The sequence below is a fragment of the Clostridium sp. AWRP genome, from assembly GCF_004006395.2.
In the GTDB taxonomy this organism is placed as follows: domain Bacteria; phylum Bacillota; class Clostridia; order Clostridiales; family Clostridiaceae; genus Clostridium_B.
This window is the reverse complement of the sequence record NZ_CP029758.2, coordinates 2,810,640-2,833,093: the sequence shown is the minus strand read 5'-3', so window position 1 is coordinate 2,833,093 and position 22,454 is coordinate 2,810,640. Positions and strand designations below refer to the sequence as shown.

At 30.9% G+C, this 22,454-nt stretch carries 20 protein-coding genes; 13 read left to right on the top strand and 7 right to left on the bottom strand.

Features of this window, described 5'->3' with window-relative positions:
- Window positions 1-97 precede the first annotated feature (97 nt).
- The 6 genes from DMR38_RS12875 to DMR38_RS12850 all read left to right on the top strand — a co-directional run bounded on the left by DMR38_RS12875 (window position 98) and on the right by DMR38_RS12850 (window position 6,775).
- A complete protein-coding gene (locus DMR38_RS12875) occupies window positions 98-1,006 on the top strand; it encodes a WG repeat-containing protein (RefSeq protein ID WP_127721699.1) in 909 nt (302 codons plus the stop codon).
- Between the two features lie 260 nt (window positions 1,007-1,266).
- Entirely contained in the window at window positions 1,267-2,097 is an 831-nt protein-coding gene (locus DMR38_RS12870) for an HAD family hydrolase (RefSeq protein WP_175413006.1), read from the top strand.
- Between the two features lie 129 nt (window positions 2,098-2,226).
- Complete coding sequence (locus DMR38_RS12865) at window positions 2,227-2,493, top strand: metal-sensing transcriptional repressor (protein WP_127721697.1); 267 nt, start codon at window positions 2,227-2,229, stop codon at window positions 2,491-2,493.
- 216 nt (window positions 2,494-2,709) lie between these two features.
- Window positions 2,710-5,160 carry a heavy metal translocating P-type ATPase gene (locus tag DMR38_RS12860; protein WP_127721696.1) on the top strand — a complete coding sequence of 817 codons (2,451 nt, stop codon included), beginning with the start codon at window positions 2,710-2,712 and terminating at the stop codon, window positions 5,158-5,160.
- 34 nt (window positions 5,161-5,194) lie between these two features.
- On the top strand, window positions 5,195-5,410 hold the full coding sequence (locus DMR38_RS12855) for a copper ion binding protein (protein ID WP_127721695.1): 216 nt from the start codon (window positions 5,195-5,197) through the stop codon (window positions 5,408-5,410).
- Between the two features lie 138 nt (window positions 5,411-5,548).
- Window positions 5,549-6,775, top strand: coding sequence for an IS256 family transposase (locus tag DMR38_RS12850; RefSeq protein ID WP_127720047.1), 1,227 nt, complete (start codon window positions 5,549-5,551; stop codon window positions 6,773-6,775).
- 288 nt (window positions 6,776-7,063) lie between these two features.
- Here the strand turns inward: DMR38_RS12850 and DMR38_RS12845 are convergent, their stop codons facing one another.
- From DMR38_RS12845 to DMR38_RS12825, 5 genes are all read right to left on the bottom strand, one after another.
- Window positions 7,064-8,230 (bottom strand): iron-containing alcohol dehydrogenase, encoded by a 1,167-nt coding sequence (locus DMR38_RS12845; RefSeq protein WP_127721694.1) that lies wholly within the window; start codon window positions 8,228-8,230, stop codon window positions 7,064-7,066.
- A gap of 250 nt (window positions 8,231-8,480) precedes the next feature.
- Window positions 8,481-10,379 carry a sigma 54-interacting transcriptional regulator gene (locus tag DMR38_RS12840; protein ID WP_127721693.1) on the bottom strand — a complete coding sequence of 633 codons (1,899 nt, stop codon included), beginning with the start codon at window positions 10,377-10,379 and terminating at the stop codon, window positions 8,481-8,483.
- A 479-nt stretch (window positions 10,380-10,858) separates the two neighbouring features.
- Window positions 10,859-11,914: an NAD(P)-dependent alcohol dehydrogenase gene (locus DMR38_RS12835; RefSeq protein WP_127721692.1), complete on the bottom strand. Its 1,056-nt coding sequence runs from the start codon at window positions 11,912-11,914 to the stop codon at window positions 10,859-10,861.
- A 236-nt stretch (window positions 11,915-12,150) separates the two neighbouring features.
- The gene (locus tag DMR38_RS12830) at window positions 12,151-14,049 is read right to left on the bottom strand and encodes a sigma 54-interacting transcriptional regulator (protein WP_127721691.1); all 1,899 of its coding nucleotides are present in this window, start codon (window positions 14,047-14,049) and stop codon (window positions 12,151-12,153) included.
- A gap of 195 nt (window positions 14,050-14,244) precedes the next feature.
- Window positions 14,245-14,514, bottom strand: a complete 270-nt coding sequence (locus DMR38_RS12825; RefSeq protein WP_127721690.1) for a hypothetical protein — start codon at window positions 14,512-14,514, stop codon at window positions 14,245-14,247.
- A gap of 143 nt (window positions 14,515-14,657) precedes the next feature.
- Between DMR38_RS12825 and DMR38_RS21870 the strand changes: the two genes are divergently transcribed.
- The 4 genes from DMR38_RS21870 to DMR38_RS12810 all read left to right on the top strand — a co-directional run bounded on the left by DMR38_RS21870 (window position 14,658) and on the right by DMR38_RS12810 (window position 16,828).
- Window positions 14,658-14,816, top strand: a complete 159-nt coding sequence (locus tag DMR38_RS21870; RefSeq protein WP_175413005.1) for a hypothetical protein — start codon at window positions 14,658-14,660, stop codon at window positions 14,814-14,816.
- Between the two features lie 71 nt (window positions 14,817-14,887).
- Window positions 14,888-15,394: a DUF2975 domain-containing protein gene (locus DMR38_RS12820; protein WP_175413004.1), complete on the top strand. Its 507-nt coding sequence runs from the start codon at window positions 14,888-14,890 to the stop codon at window positions 15,392-15,394.
- A gap of 12 nt (window positions 15,395-15,406) precedes the next feature.
- Window positions 15,407-15,613, top strand: coding sequence for a helix-turn-helix transcriptional regulator (locus DMR38_RS12815; RefSeq protein WP_063556455.1), 207 nt, complete (start codon window positions 15,407-15,409; stop codon window positions 15,611-15,613).
- Between the two features lie 45 nt (window positions 15,614-15,658).
- On the top strand, window positions 15,659-16,828 hold the full coding sequence (locus DMR38_RS12810) for an MFS transporter (protein WP_127721688.1): 1,170 nt from the start codon (window positions 15,659-15,661) through the stop codon (window positions 16,826-16,828).
- Window positions 16,829-16,895: 67 nt separating this feature from the next.
- Here DMR38_RS12810 and DMR38_RS12805 read toward each other — a convergent pair whose 3' ends face one another.
- Window positions 16,896-17,441, bottom strand: a complete 546-nt coding sequence (locus DMR38_RS12805) for a flavodoxin family protein (protein WP_127721687.1) — start codon at window positions 17,439-17,441, stop codon at window positions 16,896-16,898.
- Window positions 17,442-17,708: 267 nt separating this feature from the next.
- On the opposite strand from DMR38_RS12805, the gene DMR38_RS12800 reads away from it, so the two are divergent.
- Window positions 17,709-19,703 carry a methyl-accepting chemotaxis protein gene (locus DMR38_RS12800; protein WP_127721686.1) on the top strand — a complete coding sequence of 665 codons (1,995 nt, stop codon included), beginning with the start codon at window positions 17,709-17,711 and terminating at the stop codon, window positions 19,701-19,703.
- Window positions 19,704-19,761: 58 nt separating this feature from the next.
- On the opposite strand, the gene DMR38_RS12795 is transcribed toward DMR38_RS12800, so the two are convergent.
- Window positions 19,762-19,968: an alpha/beta-type small acid-soluble spore protein gene (locus tag DMR38_RS12795; protein ID WP_127721685.1), complete on the bottom strand. Its 207-nt coding sequence runs from the start codon at window positions 19,966-19,968 to the stop codon at window positions 19,762-19,764.
- A gap of 212 nt (window positions 19,969-20,180) precedes the next feature.
- On the opposite strand from DMR38_RS12795, the gene DMR38_RS12790 reads away from it, so the two are divergent.
- Both DMR38_RS12790 and clpS read left to right on the top strand, forming a co-directional pair.
- The gene (locus DMR38_RS12790; RefSeq protein ID WP_127721684.1) at window positions 20,181-21,899 is read left to right on the top strand and encodes a cell wall-binding repeat-containing protein; all 1,719 of its coding nucleotides are present in this window, start codon (window positions 20,181-20,183) and stop codon (window positions 21,897-21,899) included.
- A 253-nt stretch (window positions 21,900-22,152) separates the two neighbouring features.
- A complete protein-coding gene (gene clpS, locus DMR38_RS12785) occupies window positions 22,153-22,452 on the top strand; it encodes an ATP-dependent Clp protease adapter ClpS (RefSeq protein WP_127721683.1) in 300 nt (99 codons plus the stop codon).
- Window positions 22,453-22,454 lie beyond the last annotated feature (2 nt).

Sequence of the window (22,454 nt, the reverse complement as noted above, 5' to 3'; positions counted from 1 at the left end):
CTGACTTATTATTTTATTTAATTCCTATGTGTGATAAAATTAAATTTGAACAGATGTTTATATGAAATTAAAACGATTGCAAATAGGGGGAAATTAAATGAAAAACTATACTAATTTATTTAGAATTAAGTCAAATGATAAGTGGGGTTATATGGATAATAATGGACAAATTATTATAGAACCTGTATTTCAATATGCATGGGATTTTTGGGATAGTTTAGCTGCTGTTAAGATGAACAATAAATGGGGATATATAGACTGCAACGGAAAAACAGTTATAGACTATAAATATAAACAGTCATGGAATTTCTCTGATGGATTTGCTCCTGTAAAAATAAAGGAAAAGTGGGGGATTATAGATCATAATGATAATATGGTCATAGAACCAAGTTTTAATTTTATTGATGAGTTCTCAAATGGAATGGCACTGGTAAACAAAAATAATAAGTATGGTTTTTTGGATAAAAAAGGTAATTATCCAATAGCATTGAAATATGAAAATGCCTTTAGTTTTTCAGAAGAGGTTGCTAGGGTAAATAATGGTGACAGGTGGAAATACATTAATAGCAAAGGAGATGAAGTAATAAACTGCGATTTCGATTGTGTCTTTGACTTTCATGAAGGATTAGCTCAAGTTATGAAAAACTTTAAATATGGATTTATTGATAAATCGGGTAATTTAGTTATAGAACTCAAATATGATAGTACAGATGGTTTTTATGAAGATACAGCCAATGTAAAAATAGGTGAAAAATGTGGATACATAAATAAAAAAGATGAATTTGTTATAGATCCTATTTTTGATGAAGCTCTTAATTTTAGTGAAGGACGAGCTTTTGTGAAGATGAAGGATAAATGGGGATGCATTGATAAAAGTGGAAGATTTATATTGAAACCTCAATTTGATGATGTAAATAATTTTTGCAATGGAGCAGCTATGGTAATATTGGATGATAAATATATATATATTGACAAAGAGGGAAAAAGAATTTGGAAAGAACAGTAGATACAATTGAGAATTAAAAGTTAAGAATTAAGAGTTAAATGGGCATAGATTTGTGTAAGAGTGAATCCATGCTCATTTATTATTGAATATAATGCAATTTTTTGGACATATAAAATTTTTAATTAATATAAAAAACTTGCGAAGCTTTGCTTTGCAAAGTTTTTAAACTGCCAAAGTTAAGTCTATATTTTTATGGTTCTTAGATATATAATAGGTTTTGTGACTTAATTATTATGAATGCGTTTGGAGGACTGAATATTTTGAAGTTATATATTTCAGACTTGGATGGAACTTTATTAAATTCAAATCAAGTCGTAAGCAAAAATTCAATTAGAATTATAAATAAGTTAATAGATTCAGGATTAAAATTTACTATTGCTACAGCTAGATCCTATGAAGCTTGTAAAAGTATATTGGAACCATTAAATCTAAATATACCTATTATTTTAAATAATGGAGCTTTCATATATGATACTACTTTGGCTAAAAATATAGTAGAAAACTATTTAGATGAGTGTGCGGCTTATTTTATTTTAAAATATTATAAATTAAAAAAAATTTCACCTATAGTGTCTGCAGTGGATTCAAATGGAAATAAAAAGATATTTTATAGGGGTATTTTTAATGAAGGACAAAATATATACATAAATTCAAGAATAAAGCATGGCGATACAAGGCTTACTGAGGTAAGTGATTTTTCAGAAATAGTTAATTATAATATAATAAATATTTTTGCAATAGAAGCAAAGGGTGTTTTGGATGAAACATATCAATTATTTACAAAAATAATAAAGGGAAGTTTTCATTACACAGAGGAAATTTATGCGAAAGGTTTTTTCTGGCTTGAATCAATGAATTATAATGCTAATAAAAGATTAGCAGCTAAATACTTAAAGGAAAGTTTGAAAGCAGACAAGCTTATTTGTTTTGGAGATAATTTAAATGATGAACCACTTTTTGAACTTGCGGATGAAAAATATGCAGTTAAAAATGCATATGATGAATTAAAAAAGTTGGCTACAGGAATTATTGATTCAAATAATGAGGATGGAGTGGCTAAATTTCTTGAGAATAATATTTGTAATAGTTAAAAAATATTATTTGTGGCAAATGTATAATAAAGGTTTGAAGATGGTATAGTAGGGTTAAACCTATGTTGAACTAAATTTAGTAATAGTATATAATATAATTATACCCCCTCTAGGGGGGAGGGAGGAAAAATGAACGAAGAAAAAAAGAAGGCCATACAAGCTTTAAAAACTTCAAAAGGACAAATAGAAGGTATAATAAGGATGATTGAGGAAGGAAGATATTGTATTGATATATCTAATCAGATGGTTGCAGCTCAATCATTACTAAAAAAAGCTAATTTGCTTATTTTAAAACAACATCTTAATAATTGTGTAAAAGATGCTTTTATTAACAATAGTGGTGATGAAAAGGTAGATGAGATAATAGGTTTACTTTCAAAGTTACTAAAAGAGTAATATACAACTAAAAAATATACGCCTCCTCTTGCTTCTTATCTTATATTAAAGGTTTTACATCTAGCAATGTAGGAGGTGTAAAATAAAAGCGTAAATGATAACTTATAATGAAATACCACCCCTCAGGCGGGGGGTAAATATAATATTGAATGTAAAAGTTCAAAATATAAATAGTAGTTTTAAAGTTATATATCAGAACAGAAGGAGGAAGGAGCAATGACAAAAAGGACATTAAAAATAGAAGGAATGACTTGTGCAGCTTGTGTTAAAGCAGTGGAAAGAGCTTCAAAAAAACTAGATGGTGTGTTAGATGCTAATGTTAATTTGGCAACGGAAAAATTGAGTGTAAGTTTTGATGAGTCAAAGGTTAATGTTCCAGACATACAGTGTGCAATAGATAAAGCTGGCTATAAGGCTTTAATTGACACTACAAATAAAGTTTTGAAAATAGAAGGAATGACCTGTGCAGCTTGTGCTAAAGCAGTAGAAAGGGTTTCAAAAAAACTAGAAGGCGTATATGAAGCAAATGTAAATATTGCTACAGAAAAGCTAAGTATAGCATTTGATGCTTCAAAAGTTAATGTTCAAGATATAAAAAAGGCAATAGAAAAGGCAGGATATAAAGCTTTAGAAGAAGAAATATCTGTAGATACAGATAGGGGGAAAAAAGAAAGAGAAATAAAGTCGTTATGGAATAGATTTGTAATATCTGCTGTATTTGCAGTTCCATTACTTATAATAGCTATGGTACCAATGATTAGTGAAAAATTAGGATATATGCTTCCACAGGCTATAGACCCAATGAATCATCCGCAGTTTTTTTCAATAATACAGTTACTTTTAGTATTACCTATAATGATTGTTGGTAGAAAGTATTTTACTGTTGGATTTAAATCATTATTTAGAAGAAGTCCCAATATGGATTCACTTATAGCAATAGGTTCATCTGCTGCTTTTATCTATAGTGTTTTTGCAGTATATGAAATTTTTATAGGAAACACAAACTATCATTTATATTTTGAATCAGCGGGTACAATACTTACTCTTATTACATTAGGTAAATATCTGGAATCTGTTGCTAAAGGAAAAACTTCAGAAGCTATAAAAAAGCTTATGGGGCTTGCACCAAAAACTGCTACTATAATTAGAGAAAATAAAGAAATAGAAATTTCCATAGATGAAGTTGAAGTTGGAGATATAATTGTAGTAAAACCTGGTGAAAAAATACCTGTAGATGGAGAGGTTACAGAGGGAATTACTTCAGTAGATGAATCCATGCTTACAGGTGAAAGTATACCTGTAGAAAAAAATCCTTCCGATAAGGTTATTGGAGCAAGCATAAATAAAAATGGTTCTATTAGGTATAGAGCTACAAGAGTTGGCAAGGATACAGCACTGGCGCAGATTATTAAATTAGTAGAGGAAGCTCAGGGGTCAAAGGCTCCTATTGCAAAATTAGCAGATGTTATATCAGGATACTTTGTACCGGTAGTAATGGCATTAGCTACAATTGGTGCTTTAGCTTGGTACATACATGGTGAAACAGGAGTATTTTCACTTACCATATTTATATCAGTGTTAGTAATTGCGTGTCCTTGTGCTTTAGGATTGGCAACACCAACTGCTATTATGGTTGGTACCGGAAAAGGTGCTGAATATGGAGTGCTTATAAAAAGTGGTACTGCACTGGAAACAGCACATAGAATTCAAACTATAGTATTTGATAAAACTGGAACTATAACTGAAGGTAATCCAAAGGTTACAGATATAGTTACAATTCCAGATATAGATGAAAACTATTTGCTGCAATTAGCAGCTTCAGGTGAAAAATCATCAGAGCATCCTTTGGGAGAAGCAATAGTCAAAGAAGCTGAAAATAGAAAAATTGAATTAAAAAAATTGGATTCATTTAAAGCTGTACCAGGTCATGGAATAGAAGTTAATATAGAAAACAGTAAAATATTGCTTGGTAATAGAAAACTTATGGTTGAAAGTAATATCTCCTTAGAAAAATTAGAGGAAAAATCACAAGTTTTAGCAGATGAAGGCAAAACTCCAATGTATGTTGCTGTTAAAAATAAGGCAATTGGTGTAATTGCTGTAGCGGATACAGTTAAAGAACACAGTAAGAGGGCTATAGATAAACTTCATTCTATGGGAATTGAAGTGGCAATGATAACTGGAGATAACAAGAAAACTGCTGACGCTATAGCTAAACAGGTTGGAATAGATAGAATACTTGCAGAAGTTTTACCACAAGATAAGGCGAAGGAAGTTAAAAAACTTCAAAGTGAAAACAAGAAAGTTGCCATGGTTGGAGATGGTATAAATGATGCGCCAGCCTTAGCACAGGCTGATATAGGTATAGCTATAGGGTCTGGTACGGATGTAGCCATGGAATCTGCAGATATAGTTCTAATGAGAAGTGATTTAATGGATGTAGTCACAGCTATAGATTTAAGCAAGAAAACAATAAAAAATATAAAGGAAAACTTGTTCTGGGCTTTTGGCTATAATAGTTTAGGAATTCCGGTAGCTATGGGAGTGCTTCACATATTCGGGGGACCACTTTTAAACCCAATGATAGCAGCTCTTGCCATGAGTTTAAGTTCTGTATCAGTTTTAAGTAATGCTTTAAGATTGAAAGGCTTTAAGCCATCAATATAAATAAACATTTATAAAATGAAGGGTGGAATAAATTATGAAAAAGAAGATAATCGTTGAAGGAATGAGCTGTGGACACTGTGTTAATCATGTAAAAACAGCATTGGAGGAAATTAAAGGTGCATCCAATGTATCTGTTGATTTAGACTCTAAAACAGCTTTAGTTGAATTTAGTGGCGAAATTAAAGATGCTGATATAAAATCTGCTATTGAAGATGCAGGTTATGAAGTTGTTTCCATAGAGCAAGCATAAAAATACTCCCCTTAGTATAAACAGAGAGAACGTACATAGATTTGTGTAAATCAAATCTATGTACGTTCTTTTTATGTATGTAGAACTGGTAATAGTGGTAATAATAAGTATAAATAATTTTTGAGAGGAGATCTAAATATGAATATACTGGAAGTACCAGACATTGATTTAAAAAAGGAATTAAAGAAGTGTAATAGTATGGAGGACTTAGTAGGTAAAAATGGACTTATGCAAAGGTTATTTGGAGGCATAATACAGCAGTTTTTAGAAGCAGAAATGGAAGAACACCTCGGAAGAGAAAAATATACAAGGCTGTCTGACGAAGATAAAAACTATAGAAATGGATATAGTTCTAAAAATATTAGGACCAGTTTTGGCCCGGTTAAAGTAGATGTACCAAGGGATAGAAAGTCTGAGTTCGAACCTAAGATAGTCAAGAAATATGAAACTGTTTGCAACGAACTTGATAAGAAAGTTATAGGTTTATATGCACGTGGTATGTCTGTAGATGATATAAAATCAGAGATAGATGAACTTTACGGAGTAGATATATCCCCTGCAATGATATCCAAAATTACAGATAAGGTTATGGATACAGCCCTAGCATGGCAAAATAGAGCTCTTGATCCAATGTATCCTATAGTATATATGGATGCCTTGTATTTTAAAGTCAGAGATGAACATAGAATTGTAAATAAAGCTGCCTATGTTTGTATGGCACTTGATGTAAAAGGCCATAAAGACATACTTGGAATATGGGTTGGCGAACAGGAAGGAGCAAAATACTGGTTATCTGTATGCAATGATCTTAAAAACAGGGGTGTTAAAGATATTTTAATAGCCTGTATGGACGGACTTAAAGGGCTTCCAGATGCAATCAAAGTAGTTTTTCCTGAAGTTAACATACAGAATTGTATAATACACCAGATAAGAAATTCTATAAAATATATACCTTCAAAGAATGTTAAGGCTTTTATGAAGGATTTAAAAGAAGTATATAAGGCAGTTAATGAAACAATGGCAAGTCAGGCATTACAATCACTGAATGATAAATGGGGAGATAAGTATCCTATAGTTATACAGTCATGGCAAAATAACTGGGAAAATCTATCTACATATTTTGATTTCCCTCAAGATATAAGAAAAATAATATATACAACTAATGCTCTGGAAGGTTTCAACAGACAACTTAGGAAATTCACTAAGGTAAGGACGGTATTTCCTACAGACGATTCCCTTCTAAAAGCTCTATACCTGGCAACCGAGCAGATAATGCTTAAATGGACGGCACCTTCTTCAAACTGGGCAAATACACTGGCTCAATTAACCATAATGTTTAAAGATAGAATAGAGCCATATATATAAAGATAAAGCCTGTACTATTTTGTATAAAGATGAATAATAATAGTATTATTGCTAACAATACTATTATTAGAAAGCTAAATCACACTATTATTAGTTATTTCCTAAAAAATAAAAATTACTACAGGAATTTAATCCTATAGTAATTTCCAAATAAATTTTATCCCGTCTATTCTATTTTACACAAATCTATGGATGCTCCCTAAACAGATTGGGGCTGTCTACTCTAAGGGGAGTATTTTGCTTTAGTTTGTGTACATTTTCCTAAATATAAATACATTAATGTTTAAACTAGAAATTAACCTTTTGCCCATTATACATATACTGCAATAGCTTTTTCATTTCTTCCTCAGTTATTGCTCTAGGATTGGCTCCAGTGCAGGCATCCATCATAGCATTGTGAGCTATAAAATCCAGGTTTTCATTAAAATCGTTTTCGTTTATACCATAATCTTTTATGGTGAGAGGAATATCCATCTCTTTGTTCATAGTACGAATCATTTCTGTTAATGAATCTATTAATTCATCTTCATTATTTCCTGATAGATGGAGTTTTTTAGCTATTTTAGCATATCTTTCTGAACAAGCTTTCTTGTTAAAATCTATAACATAAGGTAAGTATATGGCATTAGCACACCCATGAGGTATGTGAAATACTGCACCAGTTTTATGTGCTATACTATGAGTTATTCCAAGGAGTGCATTTGAAAATGCCATTCCAGCCAGACATTGGGCTATATGCATATGGCCCCTGGCTTCTTTATCCTCTTCATAGGATTTCAATAAATATTTATGAATCATGGTTATAGCATGCATAGCAAGTGGATCTGAGAAATCTGAATGTAAACTTGCTACATATGCTTCAATTGCGTGAGTAAGTGCATCCATTCCAGTGTGTGCTGTAAGCTTTTTAGGCATTGTTTCCGCAAGAGACGGATCTATTATAGCTATATCAGGGGTAAGGTTAAAATCTGCAAGAGGATATTTTATTTTAGCTTTATAGTCTGTTATTACAGAAAATGATGTTACTTCAGTTGCTGTTCCACTTGTAGAAGGTATAGCAACAAATTGTGCCTTTTGCCTTAATTTAGGAATTCCGAAAGGGACTACCGCTTTTTCAAATGTAAAGTCGGGGTATTCGTAAAATATCCACATTGCTTTGGCAGCATCTATGGGAGAGCCTCCACCTATTGATACTATCCAGTCTGGGTTAAAGTCTCTCATTACTTTAGCACCATTCATAACAGTATCAACAGATGGGTCAGGCTCAACACCTTCTATTAATTTAACTTCCATACCAGCTTCTTTTAAGTATTCTTCAACTTTGGCTAAGAATCCAAATCTCTTCATAGATCCTCCGCCTACAACAACTACTGCTTTATTTCCATCTAAATTTTTTAAGTTTTCTAAGGCATTTTCACCAAAGTAAATATCCCTAGGTAAAGTAAATCTTCCCATTTTTGTCCTCCTTATTATTAAGTTATATTACTTTTTTAGAATTTAATTATTGGGGTAATTAAATTTTTGGTTTATATTTAATTAAATATATAAGCAAGTATTGTGCCAGTATATTTTTTATCATGAAAAGATTGAATATAGATGGATATTTTATAGAGTTTAGTTACCTTTTTGAAAGACTGTTGTAAAAAGCAACAATTTCCTTTAAAATATTGTTGCTTTTTACAACAGTGTTGCTTTTGTACACACTTTAAGAAAAATTAATTTGATATTTTTTTATCTTTTTATACAAAGTACTTCTATTTATTTCTAAAATTTTAGAAGCTTTTGACATATTATGATTACAATTATTTATACAATTTATTATTGCTTTTTTTTCCCATTCTTCTAATGAGCACATATCATAGGCAAGGTTTGTAGCACAAGGACTAGTTTGCTTATTTACTGAAAGATTATTTTGAAAGTCAAAAGAGGTATTCCCATTCATATTTACGATGTTTTCAATACAATTTTCTAATTCTCTCACATTTCCGGGCCAATTATGGTTTAAAAGCTTTTGATATATATCAGGTCTTACTGTTGGAATGGGTTTTTTTAGTTTAAAAGCTTTTATCTTTAAAAAATAGTTTATTAGTACTTTAATATCCATACCTCTTTCCCGCAGTGGCGGTACATATATAGGTATTACATTTAGTCTGTAGTATAAGTCTTCGCGAAAAGTTCCTTTCTTTATCTTTTGTCTTAAATTTTTGTTGGTAGCGGCTATAATTCTTACATCTATTTTGATGCATTTATTTCCACCTATTCTCGTAATGCAGTTGTCCTGGAGAACCCTTAAGAGATTTACTTGCATATCTAAAGGCATTTCCCCAATTTCATCTAAAAATAAAGTACCACCATTTGCAAGTTCAAATTTTCCTGCACGTCCTCCACGTTTTGCACCTGTAAATGATCCATCTTCATATCCGAACAATTCACTTTCTATTAGATTTTTTGGTATGGCACCGCAGTTTATTGCTATAAAACTTTTGTTTTTTCTATTACTGTCATTGTGAATTGACTGCGCAATAAGTTCTTTTCCTGTACCACTTTCACCTTGAATTAGTACAGTGGAAGGACTGTTAGATATATTTTTTAATTGTTCTTTTAAATTTATCATTTTTTCGCTGTCACCAATTATATCATCAAATGTGTAAGCAGCAGATCCACTTGTATATTTGTTAACCAAGTTATATACATTTTGTATATCTTTAAATATAACTACCATACCAGTTACAATATTACTTTTATCTTTTATAGGATATACATTTAAATTAAACCTTTTCTTATCATCCGAATATAAAATTTCCTTATCCGTATATACATTCCCTGATTTGAGTTCATCAAGTATATACTGCCAGTTATGTAAAACTTTATGAACATTTTTATCTATAATATCTTTTTGGTTTATGCCGAGGAGACTACAAGCACTGTTATTTATAGCCTTGACTATTCCGCTATTATCTACAGCAAAAATTCCAAAATCCATGGAATTCATGATTTTATTTAAGTATTGGTATGCTTTAAATAATTCATTTTGAGACTTATTTAATTTTAAGTGATTTTCAATGGACTTTACTGCTGATACAACAAGACCCAATGTATGGGGATGAGCCAATTGACGTTTTCCAGTTAAAGTTAGACATCCAATTATGTCTCCGTTTTCATCATGTATGACAGACGCACAGCAGGTATAAATCTGAAAAGTATTTATAAAATGTTCTTTGCCTGAAAGTTGAACCGACAAATTTTCAAAAAGAGCAGTCCCTGCTGCATTTGTACCAGCACTTTTTTCACTCAAATCAACACCTTCTGCTATTCCAGCTTTTGCTTGTTCTATTACAATATCTTTGTCACCTATGATAGTCAATACAATTCCATTTTTGTCTGTGAGATATAATGAGAAACCTGACCCACTTAAAAAATCATAAAGTATTTCCATAAATGGTTTTGCTATTTTTATAATATCCATGTTTTCTTTTATTAAGTTGTCGAATTCTCTGCGGCTAAGTGTTCGTTTAGGTTTTGGTATACCTTTTTCTATATGGTATTTAATACATCTATTAAGAGACCTACTGACTATTTCACTATGAGTAAATGGTTTAAACATTATTAGATTACCTTCCTTTTTATATCAATGAATCTTACTTAGTGGGAAAAGCAGATATCTCAAATCTTTGATTTGATGATAGTCGCTTTCTCTTTAGAGTTTTGTTTCTCCCACTAAGTTTAGATGAATTATCTAGGGGCGTAGCTACTGTTATCTCCCACTTTGATAGAAAAGCAGATATCTCAAATCTTTGATTTGGTGATAGTCGCTTTCACAGAGTGCGTGGGAGTGTTACAGTAGGTAGCCATCAGATAAATAGATTTATCTTAGGGTATTATTATAGTTATGTTTATTTTGAAATTATAATATATAATTTTATCATAAATTAGGTGTATATGTTGACTTACCCATAGTATATATTAATTAAATTTTAAATTGGTAATTAGAAAGATTTATAAGTTTATCCGATCACTACCATTGTTTTAGGTAAAAAACTGCCGCATTTTTTAATGCGACAGTTCTTTCATATTTATGAATTTTTAGAATGTAACTACTGATTTAATTAAATCTTTTGGCTTGTTTTTCATAAGCAAAAGAGCCTTTTCAATATTTTCTGCACCATCAAATACATGAGTAACAAGTTTGCTCAAATCAACACGTTTATATAGAACAAGGTCTCTTAGCATTTCCATTCTAAGACGTCCACCGGGACATAACCCTCCTCTTATAGTTTTGTGAGCCATGCCGCAGCCCCATTGAACACGAGGTATTGGCAAAGTATCACCGCTTCCATGGTAGTTGATATTAGAAATTACGCCGCCAGGTTTAACCATAGTTACTGCTTGCGCCAGTGTTTCAGCACCACCGCCTGCCATGATTACACGGTCTACACCTTTACCATGAGTTAAGTCCATTATTTGTTCAACTATATCACCATTTTTATAATTTACAATATCAGTTGCTCCATAAAATTTAGCTGTTTCAACACAAACAGGTCTACTTCCAACACCGATAATTCTGCCTGCTCCTCGAAGTTTTGAACCGGCTATTCCCATTAATCCAACGGCTCCTATACCAATTACTACAACACTGGAACCCATTTTTATGTCTGCAAGTTCTGCACCATGAAAACCAGTAGTCATCATGTCTGTCATCATAACTGCGCTTTCTAAAGATATTTCATCTGGAAGTATTGCAAGATTCATATCTGCATCGTTTACATGAAAGTAATCTGCAAATACGCCGTCTTTAAAATTGGAAAACTTCCATCCTGCAAGCATACCATTTGAATGCTGCTGAAAACCAGCTTGGACTTCTAAGGATCTCCAGTCAGGTGTTGTGCATGGTACTATAACTCTATCCCCAACTTTAAAATCTTTAACTTCGCTTCCGACTTCAGCTATTTCACCTACAGCTTCGTGACCTAAAATCATATTTTCTCTATTACCAAGTGCTCCTTCAAAAACCGTATGTATATCTGATGTACATGGGGATACAGCTAGAGGATGTATAATAGCATCATAAGGACCTGGTACTGGGTTTTTCTTTTCAATCCATCCTAATTTGTTAATACCTAACATTGCAAAACCTTTCATAATAGAACCTCCTAATAAATTAAATTTAAAAATTTTAGTAAATAAAATGGTATTTTTAAATATCTATTAAATATATAAGCAAATGTTGTGCCAGTATATTTTTTATCATGAAAATGTTGAATTTAGGGGGCTAGGGTTTATAAAGTTAATATAGATAATTCAAAAATGCCGTAAAAAACAACATTTTTCAAGAAAATAATGTTGTTTTTTACAACAAAGTTGTGTTTACATACACTTTAAGAAAAATTAATTTGATATTTTTTTATCTTTGTGTACAATGTGCTTCTATTTATCCCCAGAAGTTTAGAAGCTTTTGCAATGTTACCATTACAATTATTCATACAATTTATTATTGCTTCTTTTTCCAAGTCCTTTAATGAACATATATCGTATTCAAATTTTGTAGTACAAGGATTAGTTTGGCTATTTACTGAAATACTATTTTCAAAATTAAAAGATGTATTTCCATTCATATTTACGATATTTTCAATGCAATTTTCTAATTCTCTCACATTTCCGGGCCAATTATAATTTAAGAGCTTTTGATATATATCAGGTCTTATTATTGGAATGGGTTTTTTAAGCTTAAAAGCTTTTATCTTTAAAAAATAGTTTATCAGTATTTTAATATCCATATCTCTTTCCCGCAGTGGAGGTACATATATAGGTATTACATTTAGTCTATAGTATAAATCTTCACGAAAAGTTCCTTTGTGTATTTCTTCCCTCAAATTTTTATTAGTAGCGGCAATGACTCTTATATCTATTTTTACACATCTGTTCCCGCCTATTCTTGTGATACAGTTTTCCTGAAGGACTCTTAAGAGGTTTACTTGCATATCTAAAGGCATTTCCCCAATTTCATCCAAAAATAAAGTACCACCATTTGCAAGTTCAAATTTTCCTGCACGGCCTCCATGTTTTGCACCTGTGAATGATCCATCTTCATATCCGAACAATTCACTTTCTATTAAATTTTTGGGTATGGCACCGCAGTTTATTGCTATAAAACTGTTGTTTTTTCTATTGCTGTCATTGTGGATGGACTGTGCAATAAGTTCTTTTCCTGTACCGCTTTCACCTTGAATTAGTACAGTGGAAGGGCTGTTAGATATGTTTTTTAACTGTTTCTTCAAATTTATCATTTTTTCACTGCTGCCAATTATATCATCAAATGTGTAAGTAGCAGACCCACTTGTGTACTTATTAACCAAGTTATATACATTTTGTATGTCTTTGAATATAACTACCATTCCAGTTACAGTATTATTTTTATCTTTTACAGGATATACATTTAAATTAAATCGTTTCTTTTTATCAGAATATAAAGTTTCTTTATCTTCATATACATTTCCTGATTTAAGTTCATTAAGTATATGTTGCCAGTTAAATAAGACTTTATCTACACTTTTATTTATAATGTCTTTATGATTTATGCAAAGCATGTTGCAACCACTGTCATTTATAATTTTAACTGTTCCGTTGGTATCTATAGCTAAAACTCCAAAATCCACAGAATTCGTGATTTTGTTTAAGTATTGATAAGCTTTAAATAATTCATTTTGAGATTTATTTAATTTTAAATGATTTTCAATGGATTTTACTGCTGCTACAACGAGACCTAATGTATGTGGATGAGCCAATTGACGTTTCCCAGTTAGATTTAGACATCCGATTATATTTCCTTGTTCGTTGTGTATGACAGATGCAGAGCAGGTACAAATCTGAAAAATATTTATAAAGTGTTCTTTACCTGAAATTTGAACTGACAAATTTTCAAAAAGAGCAGTTCCTATTGCATTTGTACCTGCACTTTTTTCACTCATATCAGCACCTTCTACAATTCCAGCTTTTGCTTGTTCTGTCAATATATCTTTGTCACCTATAATAGTTAATATAATTCCATTTTTGTCTGTAAGATATAATGAAAAACCTGACCCATTTAGAAAATCATAAAGTATTTCCATAAATGGTCTTGCTATTTTCATAATATAGTTGTTTTCTTTTATTAAATTGTCCAATTCTTTACGGTTAAGATTTCGTTTAGGTCTTGGGATACCTTTTTCCATATGATATTTAATGCATCTATTAAGAGACCTATTGATTATTTCATTATGAGTAGATGATTTAAACATTATTAGATTACCTTCCTTTGTATATCATAAATAACTTTATGCTAGTTATAGTTATGTTTATTTTGAAATTATAATATATAATTTTATCATAACTTGGGTGTAAATGTTAATTTATTCACAGTAGATATTAATTAAATGTTTAATTCATAATTAAAAAAATTACAGGTGAGGGTATCCACCTATAATTCTCAATATTTAAAAAATATGAAATAAATCATATAATATAACTGTGACAAATGATATAAACAAAAACAAGTATACTATATTTACATGTTTGAAAATTTTTATGTTTTTTTGTTTATCATGTCTAACCAACCTATCAAATATGCACATGAAACCTATAACTACCAGTACATTTCCCCAATAAACATACTTTATAGCTATTTCATTTGCAGTGCTAAATGAAAATCCTAAAACAATATAAATAATAACACTCTTTAATATAAAATTTAAATTTTTACTCATCAAATTTCTCCATCTTAGTTAATTAGATTATAGTCTTATTTTGTATATATTATATATTATCACAATTCTATAATTAAGCATATATTAAAATACAATAATCTTATATTGAAAAACAATAAAAAAATATTGAAATTCAATTTAAATTGATATATAATACAATAAAATATAAAAAGAGGATTAATTATGAAAAAAGTTGTATAGGTACTGTATACAAGACAGATGCTTTAAAAAAACAGGCTTCTATAGTAATTCAAAAGCTTAATAGAGAAGTAAAAACAATTGAACAGACAGGAGAAGAATAGACTGTGTAATTTAAGAAATATATGATAATTGGAGGGATGAATATAATATGTTTTGTAAAAGAATAAATTTAATGGGAAAACTTATTGTTAGATTTAATGGAGAAAAAAACTTTATAATAAGCTTTTTAAATGTGATTCTAAATATTTTCTTTGTAATGAGTTTAAGTAGTATGTTAATATTTCCATTTTTTTTAGCACTACCTTTTAATATTCCTATAAAACATTTGATTTTTTTGGAGTTGGAATTAGCATTAACTAGCCTTATACTTTATGAGTTAAAGAATGTAATAGAGAGAATTAAAAAAGATAAGATATTTATTATTGAAAATGCAGATGGATTTACTAAAATAGGTATGTATGTTTTCCTCGGGGGTATTGTATATGAAGTAAATAGTATAATAAATGCATATTGTGAACCGCCATTTAGGCTTGATGGAATGCTGTTTAGATTTGGGGACGATGGAAATTTGAAACCCGATATTTTTGTATTTATAATAATAGCATGTATTTCTCTCGTTATTGGGGAGGTGCTCAGGAAAGCAGTAAAAATAAAAAATGAAAATGACTTAACTATTTAGGTGGGATAGATTATGGCAATTATAGTTAATTTAGATGTAGTGATGGCGAAAAATAAAATTTCTCTTTCAGAACTTGCAAATAGGGTAGGAATTACTAATGCCAATTTGTCAATACTCAAGAATAACAAAGCAAAGGCAATAAGATTTTCAACACTCGAGGCAATTTGTCGTGAACTCAGCTGTCAGCCTGCAGATTTATTAGAATATAAAAAAGAATAATAAATACTCTTTTCAAGTTAAAAATACGATAAGGAGAATTTTAAAATGAATGGAAAAAATAAAACTTTACTAATTATTGCAATTATATTTATGGCATTTAATCTGCGATCACCTATTACTGGAGTTGGTTCACTTATCAGTATAATAAAAACACAGTTAAATCTTTCTGCAAGTTCATCAGGAATTATTACAACCATTCCTTTGATTGCATTTGCAGTTGTATCGCCTTTTGTAAGCAGGCTAAGTCAAAAATATGGTTCAGGACACCTTATGTTCTATGCACTAATTTTTTTGGCAGCTGGAATTATGATTCGTTCTTTTACAGGGACAGCAGGGTTATTTATTGGAACAGCCATTATTGGTATAGGAATAGCAGTGGGCAATGTAATGATTCCAAGTATTATAAAATCTGAGTTCCCCTTAAAGATTGGAATGATAACAGGCATTTTTACTACCTCAATGTCTATTTTTGCAGGTATATCTTCTGGAATTAGTGTGCCACTTTCAAAAGATGTAGGGTTAGGTTGGAGAAATGCACTGGCAATTTGGTTTATACTTGTAATCGCTACTATGATAATCTGGATTTTTGAGTGGAATTTACAATTGAAAGGAAAAAATCAATTTGCAAATGACAGTCTTAAGAAAAATGTGTACAAGTCATCTATTGCCTGGTATGTTGCTCTGTATATGGGAATACAATCATTTTTGTATTATTGTTTTGTGGCCTGGCTTCCTACGATTTTACAGGCAAAGGGAATTAATGTTGAAACTGCGGGATATTATGCTTCGGCTTATCAAATAATTGCGATTCCAGCATCCTTTGTTGTTCCTTTACTAGCAGTAAGAAGGAAAAATCAGAAGCTAGTAACAGGTATCATTTCCTGTATTTATGCAGTTAGTATATTCATGTTTTTGATTGCAAACAGTACTATGATTATTGCAGTTTCTGTTCTACTATGCGGTTTATGTTCAGGAGGCTGCATTAGCCTTGCAATGTCCTTTATTGGACTTAGAAGCAGCGGGGCAGGGGAGGCAGCAAAATTATCAGGAATGGCACAATCGTTAGGCTATACCCTGGCAGCTATTGGACCTTTTATAATTGGAAGTGTATTTGATTTATTTCATTCCTGGAATATACCACTTGCGGGATTAATTATTATGGCAATATGTCTTCTTATTGTAGGAAATAAAGCAGGCGAGGATGTAACGATATAATTATAGAATGAGAAATGAGCATAGATTGTGTTTGCTGCACAAAAATCCATGCTCATTTCCTATAGGACTAATCCAATTTATTTACCAAATAAGCTATATTTTCAGAAAATCTCTTTACTGTTCTCATTCCTTCTTCATCTTTTAAAGCTTCACCAGGTTTTTGTCCGAAGACTACATTCCAGTATGTTGAGCCTGGTATAATCATGTCATTGTAGAGATAGAACATAAGCATTTCCTGTATCGATGATGTTTGGCCAGCACGCCTTGCAACAGCAATAGGTCCTCCTACCATTCTGGATAAGAAATTTCCACCTTTCATAGATGCCATAGCTATTCTTTGAAGTGCTGTCATAAGCTCTGCTCTTGCAGTTCCCCAATAAACAGGTGATGCTACAATGAGTCCCTTAGCACACTTTATTTTTTCAATTATTTCATCAAATCCATCATTATAGCCTCCTTGAGGGTTCATGGAATCTTTTAAGTTCATTCCAGCTAAGGATACAACTTCAGCTGAAACTCCATTTTGCTCTATTACTTTTGCACATTCTTTAAGGACTTGCATAGTGTTGCCTTCTGGATTTGGACTTCCGCTTAACAATATTACTTTTTTCATATGTAATATCTCCCTTCAATTTTAGAATATAATTATTATTACATAATCATAGTCCTAAATAAAGACAATATCAATATTACATTGCTTTGCATGATTAAACTTTATAGCTAATCAAAGTAATATTATGCTAATTGTTTGACTGAATTTGTTTAAATTTGGGAAATAAGTTGGAAATAGTGCAAATATTTATCAAATTATGTTATCATTAATATAAGAGATATATCATAAAACCCACTCTTGTAAAGGTTATCAAAAGGAGGATACAAAATGAAAAGTATTAAAACTAAGTTAATGTTATCCATGGGACTGTTACTTTCAATTATATGTATTGGTCTTGGAACAATTTCATATTATAATTCGTCAAAGGCCTTAATTGGTAATGTAAATGAAGTTCTACCTCAAATAGCAAAAGAGTCTGCAAAAACTGTTCACAGCAGAGTGGAAAGTCAGCTGAATGCTTTAGAAGTTATAGCTAATCAAACACAGATAAGTGATATGAACAATTCATGGGACAATAAAAAGGTTATATTAGATGCAGAAGTAAAAAGAAGCGGACATATTGAGATGAATATTGTAGATAAAGATGGAAATGCTATAAATACTAATGGTAAAACAGCTAATATAAAAAATAGAGATTATTTTAAGAAGGCTCTAGGAGGCCAAAAAAATGTATCTGATCCTGTTTTAAGTAAAACACAAAATGCTATGGTTATAATATATGCTGCACCTATAAAAAATGGAAATCAAATTGTGGGTGTGATTACTGCAGTAAGGAATGGTAAGGCATTAAGTGATATAACAAAAGATATTACCTTTGGGAAAAGTGGACAAGCATTTATGATAAATAAGCAAGGTACGACGGTTGCCAATGTAAATGAGCAAATGGTTTTAAAAGGAGACAATATTAATGAAGATGCTAAAAAAGATCCTAAATTAAAGCCTCTTGCAGATATTGAGAAAAAAATGATAAGTGGTGAGTCTGGAGTAGGAGAATATACTTATGGTGGTGTAAGAAAATATTTAGGATATGCACCTGTTAATGGTACTAATTGGTCCATTGCAGTTACTTCGCCAAAAACTGAAGTATTAAGTTATTCAAGCACTTTAAAATTATGGGTTGGTGCAGCATCTATAGCTTTTATAATCTTAGGTTTGATTTTTGTATTTATGTTTTCACAAAAGGTTATTAAAAATATTATTGCAGCAATTAAATATTTAGAGACCATATCTTCTGGTGATTTGAGTTCAAAAATAAGTCCTAAATATTTAGAACTTGAGGATGAAACTGGTACTCTAGCAAGAGCTGTAAAAATAATGCAGGAATCAATTATAAGTATGATAAAGACTATTAGTACAAACTCTTCAGAAATTAACAGTCATGCGGACAATTTATCTTCAATATCAGAAGAAATAGCAGCTTCATCAAGTGATGTTGCAACGTCAATGCAGGATGTTGCAAAGGGTGCAAGTTCTCAGGCAGAAAATTTAGTAAACATTACAGATATACTAAATAAATTTGGAAGCGAACTAGTTGAAATCATTGCTTCTATAAAAGAAGTTGATTCTAATGCAAAGGGTATAAATACTATGTCTGCAAAAAGTAATACTGAAATGGAACAGCTTGCTCAGTCTATGAATAAGTTGAGTGATTCTTTTAATGATTTTATATCAAAGACTACTACCCTTGGTCAAAATATAAAACAGATAGATGAAATAACAAATCTAATTAATAGTATAGCAGAGCAGACCAATCTTCTTGCATTGAATGCGGCAATTGAAGCAGCAAGGGCAGGAGAGGCAGGTAAAGGTTTTTCAGTAGTTGCAGAAGAAATTAGGGAATTGGCAGAGCAGACAACGGAATCTTCAAAGAATATAAGCACATTGATAAGTAATGTATCAAGTGATTCAGATGTAATAGCTAAATCATCAGGAGATATAAAAAATGAGTTAAATTCACAAATTTTAATTGTAAATACTACAATTGATTCCTTTAAGCTTATAGTAAATGAAATAGCTAAAATTAATTCTAAAATTAATGTGGTCACAAATTTAACAGCAAATATTGACAATGAAAAATCTGAAATAATAGGTAAAGTTGAAGAAATATCTTCTGTTGCACAAGAAGTTTCAGCTTCATCAGAGGAGATAGCAGCATCGTCTGAGGAAATGAATGCATCCACTGAGGAAGTAGCAGCAACAGCACATACTTTGGCAGATATGACCAATGATATGAAAAAAGAAGTTACTAAATTTAAACTTTAGAAAATATGATACTTGAAAAACAGTTAGTAACACTAAGCATACTAACTGTTTTTTACAATTACTTATCTATTAGATTTTTTTCAAATTCCTCTACCATTTTTTTAGTCATTAAGCCGCCAACCAGTCCGCCATTATGGCCATTTAATTTTGAAGTATTGTTTCCCTTATAGCTGTCGTTAAATTCCATGCTAAATTCATTTGAATACTTTGTTTTTAATTTATCCAGTTTTGGTTTTGCTTCTGGAACTAAAGGTCTTCTACTCATAATGCAACACCTCCATTTCAATATTAGTTTTATACTTTTATGCAAACATATACTTAGTAAATTGTTCATTTATTTGACAGTTAATTTAATCTCATAGTAAAATGTAAATAATATAATAAATTTTAGAAGAACTTATGTATGTATTGTCAGATATGAGGAGATGAAATAATACATATATTTTTACTTAGATTATACAAAAGGGGACAAGTATTATGAATAAAAAATTTATCAAAGTAACTATGGCTTTAACCTGTGCCATTATAGCATCATCTTTTCACAATGTTTTTGCGGACAGTGGAAAGTATTACAATATTTCTAGAATATATGGTGTTAACAGGTATGAAACCTCTGCAAATATAAGCAGACAATTTGATTCAAAGGAAGTAAAAAATGTGATATTGGCATCAGGAAAAGATTTTCCAGATGCTCTCGCAGGTTCTGTACTTTCAAAAAAATTAAATGCACCTATTTTGCTTATGGATGATGTTAATGATCCTTCTCAGTATGACTCTTTAAGTTATATAGAAAGTCATGTATCTAAAGATGGAACTATATATGTTTTAGGAGGAGATGCATCTGTAAGTCCACAGGTTATAAGTTGTTTGAATAAGTTAGATTTTAACAATATAAAAAGACTTGGAGGAAAGAATAGATTTGAAACCAACAATTCCATAGTTGATGAAATAAATCCTTCAAAAGGTACTCCTGTAGTGCTTGTAAATGGATTAAATTTTCCAGATGCACTTAGTATATCAAGTGTAGCAGCTTCTAAAGGATATCCTATATTTATGAGTTTATCTAATTCTATTCCAGATAGCATAATTCAGAAGATAACTTCTATAAATCCATCTAAGATCTATATAGTTGGTGGAACAGGTGTATTGGATAGTCAAGTTGAAGATCAGCTTAAAAATGCTATGGCTTATATAAAAAGCGATGATTTAGTTAGAATTAGCGGCAGTAATAGGTATGAAACCTCAATTAAAATAGCTAACTATTTTAATTTGGATTCCAAAAGCGTAATTTTAGCTAATGGTGAAAATTTTCCAGATGCTCTATCTGGTAGTGCACTTGCTTCAAAATTAAATGCACCTATAGTTTTAACTGATGGAGTAAATGCAAATGTACAAAAAAAATACATAGATGATTCAAAATACACAAGCCTATATATTTTGGGTGGGCAAGGTTCTGTAAATTCTTCCATAGAAAATAGTTTTAATGGTACTAAATTAGATCTTGATGGAGATTTTCAAGGAAATAAAATAATTGATTTTAAAACTGCTGATGTAAATAATGATGGAAAACCTGAGAATGTTATATTAGCCTGTAAAGGTGATAATTTAAGTCCAATATTATATGTGCAGGATGCTTCAGATGGAAAAGTAATTGATTCCAAGACTATTAAAGACTTTTCATCTGGGGAAGGGGATATCGTACTTGCAGACATAAATGGAGATGGAACCCCAGATATTACAGCAGTAGTTGAAAATGGGGGAAATAGTTATATACAAACTTGTGATATAGAAACTTTAAAAGATAATAAATTTGTTGAACTTGGAAAATATGGTGCTGAAAATTGTTTAAATCCTTTTCCTGAGAGTGACCTTTCTTTTAACCTTGATGGATATGATACATTAAAAATGTATTCAAAATCTCTTGATAAGACTTGTTCTGTGGATTTGACAGGAGATGAAGGCATACAAAATATTAAAAAGGATGGAGAAAGTTTAGATCTATACGTAGGCCATGGACCAAGATTTACAGTGTCTGACATAGATGGTGATGGAGTATATGAATTAAAGGTTTATGAAGATATATCGGGAAGCTGTCATGCAGATGTGATTGGATGGGCCAAAGGATCTTATAAATACAAGGATTCATCTTTGAAACTTATTAATATTGATATGGGAAGTTATTATCCTGTAAAGTAAAAAATAGCATATAAAAACATCCTTCTTATGGGGATGTTTTTTTACATACATGTAATTAATTACTTTCCAGATGTGTATAATTGAAGCTTCTGTGATCTACTTTTCCAGTAATATCAATTCATTATTGTACACTTTGAAATTAAATTATGTTAAAATGATTTTATATATTATATATTTAGACATTTGAAAAAATAGGATAGCATACTAATTGGTTATTTCTTTGAAAATGTCTTACACCTATGGAGTTGTTAAAATGACGCAAAAAACTGTTTTAAAGCAAAAGCCTCAATTGAAAATTAAACCACCTCCTATGTATAAAGTAATTATACACAATGATGACTATACTACAATGGAATTTGTAGTTGAAGTTTTAATGAAAATATTTGAAAAAAGTGCTGTAGAAGCTACTAAAATAATGTATGATGTACATAGAAGAGGTATAGGAGTAGCAGGCGTATATGTTTATGATATTGCTGCTACTAAAATAATGCAAGCTGTAAAGATGGCGGAGAGCAGTGGGTTCCCACTAAAATTTAGTATGGAAGAGGAATAATT

Bases quoted from the DNA above. Each gene is read 5' to 3' on its own strand.
- DMR38_RS12825 (WP_127721690.1), bottom strand. From the start codon at position 14,514: ATGAGTAAAAATTTAAATTTTATATTAAAGAGTGTTATTATTTATATT.
- DMR38_RS12875 (WP_127721699.1), top strand. From the start codon at position 98: ATGAAAAACTATACTAATTTATTTAGAATTAAGTCAAATGATAAGTGG.
- DMR38_RS12865 (WP_127721697.1), top strand. From the start codon at position 2,227: ATGAACGAAGAAAAAAAGAAGGCCATACAAGCTTTAAAAACTTCAAAA.
- DMR38_RS12790 (WP_127721684.1), top strand. From the start codon at position 20,181: ATGAATAAAAAATTTATCAAAGTAACTATGGCTTTAACCTGTGCCATT.
- DMR38_RS12855 (WP_127721695.1), top strand. From the start codon at position 5,195: ATGAAAAAGAAGATAATCGTTGAAGGAATGAGCTGTGGACACTGTGTT.
- DMR38_RS12795 (WP_127721685.1), bottom strand. From the start codon at position 19,968: ATGAGTAGAAGACCTTTAGTTCCAGAAGCAAAACCAAAACTGGATAAA.
- DMR38_RS12835 (WP_127721692.1), bottom strand. From the start codon at position 11,914: ATGAAAGGTTTTGCAATGTTAGGTATTAACAAATTAGGATGGATTGAA.
- DMR38_RS12805 (WP_127721687.1), bottom strand. From the start codon at position 17,441: ATGAAAAAAGTAATATTGTTAAGCGGAAGTCCAAATCCAGAAGGCAAC.
- DMR38_RS12845 (WP_127721694.1), bottom strand. From the start codon at position 8,230: ATGGGAAGATTTACTTTACCTAGGGATATTTACTTTGGTGAAAATGCC.
- DMR38_RS12860 (WP_127721696.1), top strand. From the start codon at position 2,710: ATGACAAAAAGGACATTAAAAATAGAAGGAATGACTTGTGCAGCTTGT.
- DMR38_RS12815 (WP_063556455.1), top strand. From the start codon at position 15,407: ATGGCAATTATAGTTAATTTAGATGTAGTGATGGCGAAAAATAAAATT.
- DMR38_RS12800 (WP_127721686.1), top strand. From the start codon at position 17,709: ATGAAAAGTATTAAAACTAAGTTAATGTTATCCATGGGACTGTTACTT.
- clpS (WP_127721683.1), top strand. From the start codon at position 22,153: ATGACGCAAAAAACTGTTTTAAAGCAAAAGCCTCAATTGAAAATTAAA.
- DMR38_RS12810 (WP_127721688.1), top strand. From the start codon at position 15,659: ATGAATGGAAAAAATAAAACTTTACTAATTATTGCAATTATATTTATG.
- DMR38_RS12830 (WP_127721691.1), bottom strand. From the start codon at position 14,049: ATGTTTAAATCATCTACTCATAATGAAATAATCAATAGGTCTCTTAAT.
- DMR38_RS12840 (WP_127721693.1), bottom strand. From the start codon at position 10,379: ATGTTTAAACCATTTACTCATAGTGAAATAGTCAGTAGGTCTCTTAAT.
- DMR38_RS12820 (WP_175413004.1), top strand. From the start codon at position 14,888: ATGGGAAAACTTATTGTTAGATTTAATGGAGAAAAAAACTTTATAATA.
- DMR38_RS12850 (WP_127720047.1), top strand. From the start codon at position 5,549: ATGAATATACTGGAAGTACCAGACATTGATTTAAAAAAGGAATTAAAG.